Consider the following 14,618-nt stretch of genomic DNA (forward strand, 5'->3'; position numbering starts at 1 on the left):
ACTCACCTCATTTGATTAGCCCAACTCAAAGACTGAGTGAGCTCTGATGAAAATTCTCCTACAAGCATTTGCTCTATGGTTTGAGTTTCTTGAATCATCTGCATCGCCATGCTCATTCGCTGATGCGCGGTACCTTCCATTTGAACCAAGTCGCGACGAGCCTGAGTGAGATCAGTTTGAAACTCTTTCATAATGGCCTCTGGATATTGCAAAGCTCCTGCTGCTTGTTTAACGAGTTGTAAGTTTTCATTCAAATATTGAAATAAAATATCAATGGCAATGGCTTCTGAGTAACGGGTGGTGTCAATCACCGCACTGTCTTTCATAAAGGCCATTTGCACACTGACCATTTTCATTACCGGATATTGGGTGGATTCTATTAATCCTTTAGCGGCATCACTTTGCTCCACATTGTCTTTAATCTTGCTTGCCATATCCAAAATCAGATCACGAACTTTTGATTCAAGACCATGACTGATATCAATGTTTTTACTGGTTAAGGTGGGTTGTAAGCATTTGACCTTTTCATCACATTGATAGATTTTTACCTCGCCACCGCGTAAAAGAGCGCTGATTAAATTGTTATTACTTACTAAGGAAGACAGGCGTTGGACATGCACCCCTTCTGCATCGCGAGTCAGAATTAAGGTGCCCGATAAGGTCATCATGAGTTGAGCTAATTCGATATCATCTGCAAATAAGCCGTTTTTCTTTAACGCATTCCACGCCACATTGGTATTATCAACTACCTGCTCATTGCTGCTGTTTTCATTAATCACTCTGTCGTAATCATAATTACTGGAGCCTTTACCACAGCCTTGTCGTGCCTCTGCCCAGTCTGAAAAGAGATTTTTAGATTGACCGATGGATTGGCAGGCATGTTGCTGTGCAATACGGGTGCGTGGGGCTAAACCCAGTACGGCACTTTCAGCCGTTGCACACGAACTGATATTAGTTTGGTTCACCCAGGTAGCCACGTTTTGTAATTTGGTTGCCACATTACCTAACAGAGGTGTTGCTTGCTCTAGGGCTAATTGGAAGGCAAGTCCTTGTGAGTTGTTCAATATGTTTTTGGTAAAATCTACAAACTCTTTACCTTTGATGTGAGAAAAACCACCTAACGTGGCATCAATGCCACCACAGCCTGCAGACACCTTAGGCCAGCTCAAGCGCATAATTTGCAGATTACGCACGCTGCTTCTGGCGTATAAATTACCCCCCGTATAAAAACCGGCACGCTGTGCTTGATAGGCATGAGGCTCTGTGACATTCGCTCCCATATTAAGGGCTTTAAAATAGCCAGTTAAATCCTCACCTATTGATTTGCTGTACACTTGTCCGATGCCAAGTGCACCGATTAACCCACAAGACAGAAGAATTTTTTTCATAAAGGCACCTCTTTGTCATGTATCTGGCTAATTTTTAGTAACCGATTGGTTAGTTCGCCTTCATCAATAGTGCCTTCAGTAACAAGACTCGCCACTTGGCTCTTTGGGTTAACCAAAAAAAGAGAAGGATAAACACTGACTTGAAATACCTTCGTTTGTCCTTCATTCATCACCGCATCAGGAAAGGACGGTAAAAAGCCTCCATCAACAGAAATAGCAACTACGCTAAAGCCATAGTGTTGACTCAAGCGTTTGAGCGTGGGTGCAAAGCGTTGACAATGAGGACAACTCGAACTGAAAAAAAAGAAAAATCCTTGATGTTTGGCAAGGGCATGAAGCGGTGCATTATCAATATCGGCGTATAGGCTTGATGAAAATAACGTTCCTAATATTAGAAAAATAGCTAATTTATTGCGCATTGTAATCTCCCGATTGAAAAGCGTTGCTTGCCATTAAAATGTTTTCTTTCAATTCCGACTGGCTGACTAAGCCATAAGCAACTGGCATGGTTTTTTTTGATACCGGATTAAGAGCAAAAACCGCTGGAATGTGTTTAACACCCATCTGAGTTGCCTGACCGGAATCAACTCGTGAGTTAGGGAACATCGGGGAGATGCGATTGGTCATGGCAATTGGAATAACAGTCATGTGATAACTGTTTGCAAAATCACTCACCACTTGGGCCATACGCTCGCTAAATGGTTCACCACCCTCATAGAAATACAACAAACCAGATGTTTGACTAATTTGAATAATCGCCTTTTCCTTTTGCATGCTGTTTTGCTGGTTGTAAACATCACGTGCCGCACTACTGCTTGGATTAATAAGACTTTCATCTTGATCTGGATTGATTAGCAAATCGAGCATCCATTTCTCAGAAAATAGATTAGCCTGTGCCACAATCAATCGTTGTAATCGTCTTGCCCGAGCAATATTTTTAGGAGTTGGATTTAAAATAGCTTGTGCACGAGCCTGTTGCACCCTAGTACCAATCAATTTCCATGTTTTATCAGGATCGGCAGGTTTACTTACAGGTGAAGCTGCCACTGACTCAGTTTGTGGTTTATTCTTGACTTCCTCTTTGGGATCTTTATGCCAATACCAACCTTCCTCATGCTCATTAAGATAAGGCTGCTCGGCGTACAAAAAAGGACTCACGCTAACCAACAAAACAAAAAACCATCTAGCCATTGATGTCTCCTTGATTGTAAAATTGATTAAGGCGCTGGCTTATTCCATTGGCAGTTTGTTGGTAATCCGGTTGTTTTTGTTTATTTTTTACCTCTTCATAAAATTCTGAAAAATCAATGGATTCGAAGTGAATTAATTGCATTTGCTCAGGCGTAATACCTGAACAATTAGAGTATTTATTTTGGCCAAAACCAATATGTAACTGGTCACGTCTTCCTTGTACTTGAACCATACGGGCTAATTTAGATTGGAAGACACAGTAAGTCTGGTGGTGATCGACACAGACTGAGCCAATAGGGAGTTTTTTGCGTTTAAAACAATATTCACCTGTAGGTACTACCAGTTTGTTTTCTCGAGCTTTTCCCAGTTTTTTCTCAGCATCACTACACTGTGCCAGCTCAAGATCCAGACCCCACCCCTTATCACTGCAACAATTTTTAAAATGGAGCATTGTTGTTGAACATTCAAGCAATTGACCTTTGAAAATAAAATTGGCATTGCCATCAAAGTCTTTTGAGGCTTCCGAGGCGGCGGATAAGGTGGACATTGCTTTTTTAAAATCTTCTTCATTGGCTGGGGTTAGTTCATGTTTCGCACAATTACCATCCAAACAAAAAGCATCCTCACCACACAACAGTTGGTTGTCAGTACATTGGTTTATCGGGCATTGATACGTTTGCTGATGTGTTGTGCAACGTCCTGCTTCTTCTTTCACACAAGTCGAAGCAGTCTGCTCACATCCTTGATTCACCAAGTCATCGCAGGTATTTTGCTCCTGACTGCCACCACAGGTGTAGGAAGCTCTTTCTTTCCAGCAAGGGCGAGTAAATGAAACATCACCAATAACTCGTGTTTGATTACGCTCAGTGCATGTTAGAGGCTCAGTAATATGACACAACCCCTCTTTTTCTTTGTTTTGCAAATGTTGGCATTGGTCGTCCCAATACTCTTTGCTTTCATAAATTTCAACTGTCATCGAAACGGAGTGAAAATAGGGCACTGTGCAGCGACCAAATCGACAATTGCCCACAGAAATTGATAGGGTGGGATTGGTGCAAGTAGCCGTTTGCTCAACAACCACCATTCCTTTTTCATCGACAAAACTTACTTTCACCATGGCACAATTAGCAGGCAATATAATCGCAGGCGCTATCGCTAAATCTTTATAAATTGTATAGCAAGGCGTTTTACCCTGTTGACAGGTATCTGTTTGTGCCAGATTAACTAAGACTTTAAAAGGCGTCCTTCTCATACCTCCTTTTCGCAGGTACAGACTGTAACTTTCTGTTTTGTAGGGTGAGACATCCAACCGTAAGTGCCTTGCACAATGCAATACACCTAATACCTTGCTAGACAGGCATGTTTTTTCCTGCCATGAGTAATGGCATTCTTTGGGCTTTAAAGAGCAGGTGGTTTTATCGGTATTTTGGCCGTGCATAATCGCATCTCCATTTTCGGCGATTTGATTTAACCTTTGCATTGATTCCGAGGCAGGATTTACTTGATACAAGGGGCGATGATTAAAACTTTCGCCTACTGCCTTTCCTGCATCATTCTGAGCTACGGCAGTTTGCGAATCGGCTTCAAGACCTGAGCTTGCCTGCGTGACGCCACTATAATAATGTTCTTGCGGCAGATTGGCTTGATAGCCAGGAAACTGGCTCAGATCCAGTGCTTTTAATAAATCAATGGATTGATTGGTATGGCTTGTTCCGGTCTGAACGCCTTCTTGATACGCCTGATTCAAATCAAGTGCAAAAACCTGTGAACAAAGGATTAAAAAAACTAAAACGAAGCCTTTCATCAGATTAACCCCCCTCTTAACCGAAGAATCATTTGATCCAACACGGGGTCTTCTGACTGCTCATCGCCCCTCATTTTTTCTAAGGCGTAATCCAGCGACACATCACCATAAAGACTGTCGTAATTCACCGGTTTGCAATCCATATTGGCAGGACAAGCAGGGGTGTCTTTCACATAAACCACTGCAGGAACCATAGTGATATCAAAGGTTATAAAAAGAATAGGATCAAGCTGCATCCCAATTCCTGTTTTTTTACTGAGCGTTTGAATAGCCGTCATCGTTTCTTTAAACGAATTATGAATTAGTCCCCGAATCACAGGTGTTGCTCCACTTTGTTTACATTGTAAAAGCCAAGCTTGTAGACTTTTTTCTGGCATTGAAAACGATAAGAACACGAGTACCTGACTGACTTTTTTTAAGTGGGTTACAATGGGCTCCTGTGTTTTTATGACTTGATGCATCTCGCCGGTAAATTCTGCAATTTGACCCGATTTTTCTGAAGTCTCAAGAGACTTACTGATTTGTTTTATTTCATTTGTAAAAGCATTGGCGCGATTTTTTGTATTCGCCTCAATAGACGCAATATAGGTTTCATCTTCTGCAAGTGCAGGAAATGACAACAAAAATAATGCAACCAAGAAAGAAGTGTTCATTCGTATTGTTTTCATCACAACTCCTAATCGTTAAAAGGCACAACAATTGCGTTTGCGCCAGATCAGATACCCAAAATCCTCGCCCTTAAACGGATATTCGTGCCCTGCCTCCCATAGGGTCGTAGCACGCCCAAGGGGATAACAGGCATTAGTAGTCGGTAAAGGATTGACCATTTGATAGCGGTAGCGTGATTTGGGCAAAATAGGGGAATAATGAGTATGACAAATGGATTTTGCGCTGCTTGTCGAATCATCAAGTCCTACTGTGTCTTCCAATAATCCCTGGCGGTGCAGTTTAAAATTCATACGCTCAGACAGTAAGACTGATGCCTGAACCCCGCCAACATGTTCTTGCACATGCCCCGTTAAAGGGTACATGCTTCCCTGAGCTCCTGCGCACCAAAAGAGTTTGTCAATGGCACTGCCCAATAAAGCGGTACTTGAATCAGCAGCGCAAGCCGCTTGTGCGGGTAAACTACCAAACAATACCGCCTCAGGATTAATGATGAAACCCAGCTCATCGTCATTCCACATCACATCCAATTCACTCGGATAAGCAATGTCAAAGTCTCCTTTTTCAACACAAATCCCATCAGTTAACACATTCAACCAATACATCAATGGGAACTTGTACCAGTGCACGTGGTAAAATGATTGATTGGATAAATTACTGTCTGTTTCCACTGCACCTTTGCGATAATACTTGCCAAAATTTAAAGAAATCCCCCCTAAATTAACCAGACAAAAAGGAGTTCGGGTTACATCCACTAAATTCACAGGCTCCCAATAACCCATTGTTAATCCAAATCGTGGTATAGGATTTCCTGGACATTCACAAACAGGCAGTTTAGGGTTTTTAGTGTCTGGCAAATGATTGGAGGAAACGAGATTGGCTTGCCCTAAACTGAATGGAAACAAACACGACCAACAGACATCCGTAATGGGATTAACAAAACGACCATGACAAGAGCCTGCTTGTGTCAACCCAGAGGCTAAAAATGCAAGAAAAACAAAAAAGGCTTTCATACAGTCACCTCATTAATTTGTAACCGCTTCCCTGCTTGAAAAACCCTGACCGGCAAGTGCTTTATTTGAAATTTGGAAACCAAAAATCCATTCAAATCAAAATAAATAGCTTGCTTTAATTGATTCGCAACTTCCTTTACAGAGCCTGAAGTGAGGATTAATTTTACTTTTTGGTGCTGCGTTAATTCCTGGGTAACCCATGCAACCTGTGCCTCATCATCCCCGTCAAAAAACAGGAGAGTGCTACTCAAGCCCACTCTATCCAGGGGGTTAATTACAGTGCCTTGTTTAACAATCACTTGGCCGTGACTGTCCTTCACATCGTAAGGCACAGCAAGTGATGGATTAAAAAACCACGTTCTATTGTCTTCTGCTCTCGGCAAACGAATAGGTGTTGGGCGTGCCACATGTTCTTTTACCCGTTTTTTAAACTCAGATTGTACTGTCTTCCATTCCCCATTAGCCTGCATCCCCTTCATTTTTTGCTGGATGTAATCTAAAAAATCTATTTCAGCAATTTCAAAGGTTTTGCCAAAGACACCATAGTCTTTAGCCTCTGCAAAAGGGAGATAGAGCATGCAAATAATCAACAGAAGCTTCTTCACGATTTATGCTCCAATTTGATCATCGTCATGAGGGTGGCTGTATAATCAGTGCTGCCTTTAATTACTGCTTCCTTCGGCAATAACACCAACGATTTGGATTGGGACAAATCTTGTAACGCTGCTTCCAAATGATGCGAAAATGCTTTAATCGCTGCTTCTTTCTCAAGGTTTGAATGATTTTTTTGCGCTTCCTCTTTGATAAATTGGGAGGTGATTGACACGATATCAACGGTTGCAATATCTGGCCGTCTCAAAGCACTATAAAAAATCCCATTAACTAAGACGCTGGTAATGAGTGCGGTCAAAAGAGATACTTGAGTTGCCTTAAACATAGCCATACACCTCCAGGGCAACTTTGGAAATGGCATCAGCCAATGGCAAACCTGTTGCCATTAATCGTTTCAAGGCTTCTACTTCTGGGCCTCTTGTGGTGTTTAGGACGCGTGAAAATGGATCGACAATCAAACGATGCACTGTTGAATTCTCTTCACACATCATTAAAAACTCAGAGTATTCATTAGTTATTTTAAGGCTTCGGATTAAACGCTCGCCATAAGCATCCAACTGATTACTCGTTTTTAAAGTGTCAATCGTACTTTTGGAGGCACCTAAAAAGATTTTATAATAGGCGTTGTCGTAACACATTTTGGCAGTTGGATTGTTTTCATAATCATCTAAGCCATGAGTCACTGTAATAAAATTACCACCGTATTTAGGCGCACGCCTATAGCCCTCGTTAACAAAGTTAGCACTGCCACCCGTGCCATTGTCTGAAAGTAATTCGTAGGATTCATCAATCAAGCAGCTTTTGGGAATGTGCTTTGGCGTGTAATACATCGCATTGGTGATTTGATACATTAAGATTTTCAATACAATGCGCTGCAAATCCTTATTTCCATCAAGACCACCCAACTCTAAAATGACTAAATTTCTTTTAAAATCGAGCGAACAAGGCGGTTCAAAATAACTGCCATAACGACCGTTTTTAGTATAGCTATACAACAGGCGCCCAATATTTTGAGAAATAGGATCGTTACTACTTTCTAAGTGATGAGCAATAAGAGTAATAGTTGTAGCATTGTGATGTTGTCGCCACATCGCCTCAATGGCTTTCTCAATATGACTTCGTTCTTCATCACTGACGTTACCGGATGGTCTTGCCATCATACCTACAAGTTGTATTAGCTGATTGTGAACATCTTTAAATGCAGTATCATTTTTGGCTTGTGCATCAATTGTGGAAAAGAGGTTTAGGCTAATTTCGGTGTCATGATTAAAATCAATAAGCTGTCCGTTCAACATCTCACAAGATTTAGCGTATGAACCGCCCACATCAATGATATAAACAAAGCCCCCCTGGGATAACAGACTTTGAATGTAGTCATTCATTAAAAAGGATTTTCCTTTTCCAGGAGGAGCTACAATAGCGACATTATAGTTTCTGACTACGTTGTCAAAAAAATAAATAGCGGTAAATTGCCCCCGTCTTTGTGGATAGACCTGAGCAAATCGTCCTGCCCCTTTCCATTCCCCCTGGATAGGTAATAAGTTAACCGTATTAAAACTGGTTAAAGGTCTTATCCGTCCAAATGATTTGTAATCATCAAACATACCTTCAGCAGGTGCAAAGGGCATGGAGGCTAGAAGTGTTTGTAACTGCAAACCTGTTGGCGTGCGTAAATCAAATTGGTTACCCCGAAATACATCCTTGGCACGTCGTACATCGCGACGGACATTGGCAGGTGTTGTAAACAATAAAACGTTATAATAGGAATCAACCAAAGAATCATCGCCACTGAGCCGCTCTCTTAACTCCTCAATTTCTGCGTATTTTTTGTTAAAATTTTTGACCCATTTGGCAATAAAAGGTTGTTTGGCATTTTGACCTTCATCAGCATACTTGGCATCTAATGCCGCCATCACCTTATCTTTATCTTTAATTCGTATTGCAAAACTAAAAAGAAAGGGACAACTTATTTGCAAAGAGGTATTAAACATTTTTCCAAATAAATCACCCATTTGCCATTGCACAGGGGATTTAGGATATTGCCTGACGGACAAGCATTTAATCACCCTCGTATCTTCTTCTCGCTCAATCTCTATTTGATTGGATTTAACCCGCATACTCGCTTCAATGTCAGTCAGTTGAAAACGAATTTCAGTATTGGTATCGTAATTGGTTTTTTCTTCATACAAGCTGTCGGTTGGAAAGAGCCACTCCCGCTTTAAGCTAATCACTTCTTCAACAGACAGTTCTTTACAAACAATATTGACTGACTTTAGATTGTTGCTGATGTCTTCGCGCAAACTACCAAGCAACAAGCGATCGTCTTCTATAGATTTGCGCGGAATTGAAATACATAAAAATAAACGAAAATCACGCAAGACATAATTGCTTTCTTTAGTTAATGAGCTGTACACCCCTTTGCGGTAAAATTCAGCTCGTCGGTGTGCCAGGGCTTTTAAAACCTCACTGCCTTGATTGCGTTGATGTTCCATTTCATCAATCATGTGGCCAATTTTAGGCGATGCCCAAAACAAAGCATGAAAACAACTTTCCGGTGGTAAAATATCCGTTAATATACTGGTGAGAATAGTCATGGTTTCTTCACTGGCACCAATCAATGTGGAACATTCAAACATCATATGAGAGGCTTGTTTGTAGGGATAAATGTCGGCTTCCGAATCGTAGACCTCATCTGGCAAATAAGGTGCTAAGCAATATGTATCCAACAGTGCTTCTATTTGCTTTTTATGATGCGCATCAGTCATGCCTAGCTCTTCTCGCAATGTTTCCAGTAACGAGCCTGTTGCATGACTTAAAGTAGTGCTTGTGTTTCTAACTGCGCGACGCGCTTTTTTTAGTGTAGATAACATAGTGGCTCTCCTTATTTTGAAGCCAATTGGGACTGCTGCATCCACTGTCCTTCTTTAACAACGCTGTACACCCGATTGGCTTGATGATAATTGCCATCAGTGTCTTCATAAGGCGCTATCCAAAGAGGCATCACCCCTTCTCCATATCGCACAGGATGACCAGGTCGTCCATCCATCACTAAAGGATTTCGGTTGGGGGTTACTGCCAGGGATTTGCCCTTACCATTTACCATGTCATAAACCTCGTCCATGCGTTTGCACGATCCTCCGCTGGGGGCTGGGCAATCAAAGTCCTCATTCAGTTTGGCGCAGCCGGTCAAAACAACACAGGGCAACAGTAATAAAGTAATTAGAGTTTTCATGTTCGATATGTCCTTAGAAAGAGTGGTTTTTATAGAAAAATTGATTAGCAGCTTTTTCTTCAGAAGTCTCAGACTCGACAGGAGCTTCAAAAGCCACTTTGGAATCTTGTCTTTCTTCTGGTTGTTCAGGGGCATTAGTGTCCGTCCCTCCGTCAAGCCAAAATCCTTTAAGAAAAGTCACATCAACTGTAACCATTGGAGGCAATTGAATAATTGGGTGGTACATTTCAGCGCGCTTGATGTTGTACTGTGCATACATTTTGGCTGCACCCGATCCGCCGCTAGAAACAGCCGCTAGGGGAATTTTTCCTGCTTGAATGGTTGATACACTTCCTAGAGGCGAGGTGCTGTAATCAGTGGAATATTGCTGGCCAATATTGCCCATGCTTTCCCAGAAGTTCCCCCAAAAAGCTTTTTTCACCATCGGTTCATCACGCCATACTGCACGCCCACGAATTCCGTTTTTAGAATCTGCAATAATACCCGTGACCTGGATGTCGATACTGGTCCCATTGGAATGAATGCAACTTAATCGTTCGGTACGAAATTTCCCTCGCTCACTGGAAATATCACCAATTACAGAAGCACTTACCATACAGCCTTTAAGCGGTGCCCTGTATTTATTCGGCATCACTCCATCATCGACTATTTGAAATATCATAATGTCCGGGTTGGCCTGGCTTAAAACTCCCGCTGAAGCATCAGCCCCTTGTAAAACAACTGCTTTAGCAAAGGTATTAGAGAAGACATAATTATTGGGTGTTTTGATTCGTGGCTTGGATTTTTTATTTAACTTGGCTGTGTATTGAATAAATCCAGAATCTATCTCTATAGAGTTACTCGCTGCCGATTCATCTGCTCGGGGTAATAACCCATTTTGGGGCTCATTGGTTTTTAATGTCCCATTTATTGGGGTAGTACGCTCCATTTGCAGTTTAACTATTTGATGCTTCAGCTCAGAAAGTGTTGATTTCATTTCCGATAGTTCATCTTTTTGCGAAGTAATGAGCTTGCTTTGCTTGTCTTTTTCATCACCTAATGCTTTGAGGCTTTTATCAAAGAGCTCTGATTTTGCAAGCTCAGCTCGCCAGGCATTTTGTGTTTTCTCAATCCAATGGGATTCATTAGTGGCAGTAGATATCGGGCTGGCTAAGCTGTGTTTTTTATAAGCGGGTTTATCAACCTCTCTGGATTTAACTGTCTTGTTTCCCAATAAGGCAAAGCACGCAATCACCAACACTATAACGCCGATAACAATCCCTAAAAAGATCTGTTGTTGTTTTTTAAGTTGAATAGACATGTTAGCTAATCCTGTACAATCGAGTAGTTTCAAACGGCGCTAAATGGGTTTTAGCAAGCGCCACCCCTTTGGTTCCAGGCCAATTAAACCAAGATTCCTTGGCATCAATAGGCTGATTGGTTACGTTCTTTAACTCAAAAATTTCACCCCGCATACGGTTGCCTTTAACCGTCAACAAGCGTTTTAGCTGTGTTTTTTGCGCTTTATATACCGAAGGCTTTTTAGGTATTGTTTGAGTAAAACCTTCTGGCAAATACCCATTAACCAGTGCTCTTAAAAAACCAACCATTACCTTTTCATAACTTGAAGTACGTGGGTCACGGGCACGAATTACAGGGTTTTTATAGGATTTAAAAACGATTGTTTGTGAAGCAATGGGTTTTGGCTCTACACGCACGTTGTAAAAAAAGCCTTTTTCAGTCAGCAAATTGATAGTAAAAGCTCGCGTGTGGTAAAGAGGCGATGGCAAAAAAGTAAGAATACCCGTCGTATCATCAATTAATTTGCAATTCGCCTTCCCATTGCATGCATCAACCAGGGTGTTGCCAGGTGCTTTTATTTGCTGAATGCGATCATCCTCTAACATCAGATTATTGGGTTCTTTAATTGAGGCATTAATGAAAATATCTTCATAATTTCTGACTGTTTTTATTTGAGCACCTTCTGCTGTTGCTATTAATAAGCCTAAGCTGAATATCATTGCCATTTGTTTCATGATTACACCTTCTCAAGATTCGTTAGTTTCAACAGGCCATACTCATAGGAATACCTAATCAAAAAAGTCTCCCGTACATCAGACATCAAATCCGCGCCAACAAAACGCTTCATCTGTCCCATTACTTTTACGCTCAAGTGTTTGATATCAATTTCAAAGGTCGATGGATAAAACACGCTGGATAAATGTTCGTGATTAATTTGTTCGACTTCCTTAACCAATTGCGCCCTGATGTCCCCATACAGTGAGGGAGCTACATAGCCTAAGAGCGCATTAAATTGGTAAGTGGCTGAACTTGAAGTGATATTAAAACGAAGTTGCGTTAAGAAATTGGTCATGTCTCTTAAATAGCCTTCCGAAACACCTGTTCCAGAAAGTGTAAATTCTTGAGATATTTTAGGTGGGATGAAATGGGTTTCATGTTTGCTATGAGCATAATGCAATAAGGCCACAATGGTAATTGATTGCATGAATGTCATAGCTAGCAGCACACTACTAATACCTATGAATAAAACCCTAATCTTTTTTTCCTTCATTAATTCTGATTTTTTTTGTTCTATTTTCATCTGTTACCCCAAAAACGCTCTAATCCATGACGGTGGTGTTGCCCGTAACTTAGGTGATAGAGAAAAGAACCAATAAAAAAGGTGGATATAAAAATAGGGACCTTCATTCCCCTTCATGCGTTTCATCAGGAATAGAAACGCACAGGTTAGAATCAATGAGGTAACAAAAAAACCACAAACAGCCCCAAATACGTAGAGAGTTAATGCTGCTACCATGACCTCATCGAGTGTAAAAATAATCAATCGATAAGGCTCATTAAGATATTGGGGTGTTTTGTATTTTCTCGGATCTTCCATCTTAAACCCCTGCTAGCATTGCAACGACATTTAGAAAAATAGCCATCGCCCCAACGCCGCCAAGCGTTTTAATATTTCGAGTAAACATCAAGGTAACAACAGCCGCTACAGCTTCTCCGACATAAAGATAGGTTTTTATCGAACCATTGTAGGTATCCTTAACTACTTCTTCTGCAGCGGATAAAGCATCCGCTGCAAAGGTTCCTTGAGCCATTATTAGCAAGCAAATAAGTATGAAAATCTTTCCAATGTGAGCATTAATACTGCTTAACACGTTACTTCTGAACTGATTTAATAAAGACATGTTATCCCTCCTTTTTAATGGTGATTGAGGATTGATTGCTGCATTGATGGGCAAAATTTCTTTGTTGGATCAGCCAAACCATCGTGCTTTTCAGATTGAATTTTTTGATAAATTTCATAACGGTGGATTGCTACTGAATTGGGTGCATTAAACCCAATGCGTACCTGATTCCCTTTACAACATAGAACTGTGATAAATATATCTTCTCCAATAACAATGCTTTCACCGACTCTTCTAGTTAAACTCAACATCTTCTTCTCCTTTTTAGTTAACTTTCATATTTAAAATGTGTTTCATTTTCAGTAATTGGGTTTTAGCCACTTCAGGGTTATTGTTTTTGGGAGCTTCATCAGGTACAAAAAATGAACTTCTCTTGGAACAGTTTTTACAAAAATCAATAAATTGGGGTAAGGTTGGCGGTAGTTCCTTATTTTTTCGACATAAATCAATTGCCAGATCAAGAATGTTATCCGCATAGGCAAGTAGTCCTTGTTGCCATTCACCTTTAACAAAAACTAAAAACTCATCGCTTTTAAATTGACTACGCCAAACCTGTCCGTACATAGCTGCAAACCTCAAAAATAATCGATCAATGCGCTTGCGACTTTCCTCGGTAGGCGCTAAGGTCGATGATGTTGTCATCGGCTTCTTCTTCAATTCCTGATTTACATGACTCCCAGAAGCTGTCTCTAATGGGTTGTTTCTTATAATTTGTTTCATGGACTGCATTATTTGTCTCCTGACACGTATCACTTTGAATTTCATCTTTCCAACAATGTTGCGCTAACCAATTGGCAGGATATTTCCAAGCAGCAACCCATTGGCCTTGGCTATGCTGTTGTTGATAAAACTGGATTTGTTGTTGTAAAGCCGAATAAATTTGTATTGGCAACTCAGGTGTGAGATTAAGCGCTTGAAATGCTTCCCATGCTTTTTGCTTTGATTTTTTTAGCGGATACAAATCCCAAAATTTTTCGAATTGTGATAATAAAAAAATATAATAATTATCTTCTTTTAGAGGTGTGTCGGCTTTTGGAGATTTATCTATGCCGGCTTTTAGTGGGTCTGTCTTTGATAAGCCAGTGTTTATAAGGCGTTGCTGATTTTTAGCTGGGTCTAGTTGCTGTGTCGGGTTTAGGTCTAGTTTATTTTGGACGGAATAACCCATTGTAGCTAATTCGCATCTTAAAATTAATTTTAAACCTTCGGATTGTGGTGTAATAAGCCCTGCTCGCCCCAAAGCAGATAAGGCGCGGCGTATTTGCATGCGTGAATAGCTCTCGCTTTTAATGCCTTGATGCGGCTCAATATAAAGTTGCTCTGCTATCGATTGATAGCTGATTCCGCGCTTTATGCCGACTAATCCTGTTTTGATATCCATATATGGCCTTATCCCTCTTAGGTAAGCCAGTTGCTGAAGGTGTGGCATCCCACATAAAGCAGCAAGTTCTTTGTCATTAATTAAAAAATCCACTATTCACTCTCAATCCGTGTATAAATTCGTTATTATTTTTTTTCTATGGTATATTT

18 protein-coding genes are annotated in these 14,618 nt (G+C 40.8%); all 18 read right to left on the reverse strand.

The genetic code is table 11. From position 1 onward, the window contains the following. Positions 1-2 precede the first annotated feature (2 nt). Genes ACWTEW_RS30250 through ACWTEW_RS30335 form a run of 18 tightly spaced genes read right to left on the reverse strand, consistent with a single transcriptional unit; the run spans position 3 to position 14,562 of the window. On the reverse strand, positions 3-1,388 hold the full coding sequence (locus tag ACWTEW_RS30250) for a conjugal transfer protein TraH (RefSeq protein WP_131774927.1): 1,386 nt from the start codon (positions 1,386-1,388) through the stop codon (positions 3-5). Next, complete coding sequence (gene trbB, locus ACWTEW_RS30255) at positions 1,385-1,807, reverse strand: type-F conjugative transfer system pilin assembly thiol-disulfide isomerase TrbB (protein ID WP_131774928.1); 423 nt, start codon at positions 1,805-1,807, stop codon at positions 1,385-1,387. Before trbB ends, ACWTEW_RS30250 begins: the two co-directional genes overlap by 4 nt. Then, on the reverse strand, positions 1,797-2,579 hold the full coding sequence (traF, locus tag ACWTEW_RS30260; RefSeq protein WP_131774929.1) for a type-F conjugative transfer system pilin assembly protein TraF: 783 nt from the start codon (positions 2,577-2,579) through the stop codon (positions 1,797-1,799). Before traF ends, trbB begins: the two co-directional genes overlap by 11 nt. Further along, the gene (gene traN / locus ACWTEW_RS30265) at positions 2,572-4,383 is read right to left on the reverse strand and encodes a type-F conjugative transfer system mating-pair stabilization protein TraN (protein ID WP_131774930.1); all 1,812 of its coding nucleotides are present in this window, start codon (positions 4,381-4,383) and stop codon (positions 2,572-2,574) included. The genes traF and traN overlap by 8 nt, the downstream gene beginning before the upstream one ends. Then, on the reverse strand, positions 4,383-5,051 hold the full coding sequence (gene trbC / locus ACWTEW_RS30270) for a type-F conjugative transfer system pilin assembly protein TrbC (RefSeq protein ID WP_165482898.1): 669 nt from the start codon (positions 5,049-5,051) through the stop codon (positions 4,383-4,385). Before trbC ends, traN begins: the two co-directional genes overlap by 1 nt. Before the next feature lie 15 nt (positions 5,052-5,066). Beyond that, on the reverse strand, positions 5,067-6,062 hold the full coding sequence (gene traU, locus ACWTEW_RS30275) for a conjugal transfer pilus assembly protein TraU (RefSeq protein ID WP_131774932.1): 996 nt from the start codon (positions 6,060-6,062) through the stop codon (positions 5,067-5,069). Next, positions 6,059-6,667 carry a type-F conjugative transfer system protein TraW gene (traW, locus tag ACWTEW_RS30280; RefSeq protein WP_131774933.1) on the reverse strand — a complete coding sequence of 203 codons (609 nt, stop codon included), beginning with the start codon at positions 6,665-6,667 and terminating at the stop codon, positions 6,059-6,061. The genes traU and traW overlap by 4 nt, the downstream gene beginning before the upstream one ends. Then, the gene (locus tag ACWTEW_RS30285; RefSeq protein ID WP_162262290.1) at positions 6,664-7,005 is read right to left on the reverse strand and encodes a TrbI F-type domain-containing protein; all 342 of its coding nucleotides are present in this window, start codon (positions 7,003-7,005) and stop codon (positions 6,664-6,666) included. The genes traW and ACWTEW_RS30285 overlap by 4 nt, the downstream gene beginning before the upstream one ends. Then, complete coding sequence (traC, locus tag ACWTEW_RS30290; RefSeq protein WP_165482899.1) at positions 6,992-9,544, reverse strand: type IV secretion system protein TraC; 2,553 nt, start codon at positions 9,542-9,544, stop codon at positions 6,992-6,994. The genes ACWTEW_RS30285 and traC overlap by 14 nt, the downstream gene beginning before the upstream one ends. A gap of 11 nt (positions 9,545-9,555) precedes the next feature. Further along, complete coding sequence (traV, locus tag ACWTEW_RS30295) at positions 9,556-9,906, reverse strand: type IV conjugative transfer system lipoprotein TraV (protein ID WP_058491836.1); 351 nt, start codon at positions 9,904-9,906, stop codon at positions 9,556-9,558. 13 nt (positions 9,907-9,919) lie between these two features. Beyond that, the gene (locus tag ACWTEW_RS30300; protein ID WP_165482900.1) at positions 9,920-11,206 is read right to left on the reverse strand and encodes a TraB/VirB10 family protein; all 1,287 of its coding nucleotides are present in this window, start codon (positions 11,204-11,206) and stop codon (positions 9,920-9,922) included. A gap of 1 nt (position 11,207) precedes the next feature. Then, the gene (traK, locus tag ACWTEW_RS30305; protein ID WP_131774936.1) at positions 11,208-11,921 is read right to left on the reverse strand and encodes a type-F conjugative transfer system secretin TraK; all 714 of its coding nucleotides are present in this window, start codon (positions 11,919-11,921) and stop codon (positions 11,208-11,210) included. A gap of 2 nt (positions 11,922-11,923) precedes the next feature. Further along, positions 11,924-12,487 carry a type IV conjugative transfer system protein TraE gene (gene traE / locus ACWTEW_RS30310; RefSeq protein ID WP_058491830.1) on the reverse strand — a complete coding sequence of 188 codons (564 nt, stop codon included), beginning with the start codon at positions 12,485-12,487 and terminating at the stop codon, positions 11,924-11,926. Between the two features lie 3 nt (positions 12,488-12,490). Next, positions 12,491-12,784 (reverse strand): type IV conjugative transfer system protein TraL, encoded by a 294-nt coding sequence (traL, locus tag ACWTEW_RS30315; protein WP_058491829.1) that lies wholly within the window; start codon positions 12,782-12,784, stop codon positions 12,491-12,493. Between the two features lies 1 nt (position 12,785). Then, on the reverse strand, positions 12,786-13,088 hold the full coding sequence (locus ACWTEW_RS30320) for a fimbrial protein (protein WP_010947806.1): 303 nt from the start codon (positions 13,086-13,088) through the stop codon (positions 12,786-12,788). Between the two features lie 14 nt (positions 13,089-13,102). Beyond that, positions 13,103-13,339 (reverse strand): carbon storage regulator CsrA, encoded by a 237-nt coding sequence (gene csrA / locus ACWTEW_RS30325; RefSeq protein ID WP_010947807.1) that lies wholly within the window; start codon positions 13,337-13,339, stop codon positions 13,103-13,105. Positions 13,340-13,352: 13 nt separating this feature from the next. Further along, on the reverse strand, positions 13,353-13,730 hold the full coding sequence (locus tag ACWTEW_RS30330; RefSeq protein WP_065235825.1) for a hypothetical protein: 378 nt from the start codon (positions 13,728-13,730) through the stop codon (positions 13,353-13,355). Then, positions 13,678-14,562, reverse strand: a complete 885-nt coding sequence (locus ACWTEW_RS30335) for a hypothetical protein (protein WP_131774937.1) — start codon at positions 14,560-14,562, stop codon at positions 13,678-13,680. Before ACWTEW_RS30335 ends, ACWTEW_RS30330 begins: the two co-directional genes overlap by 53 nt. Positions 14,563-14,618 lie beyond the last annotated feature (56 nt).

This window comes from Legionella stuttgartensis, from assembly GCF_977063405.2.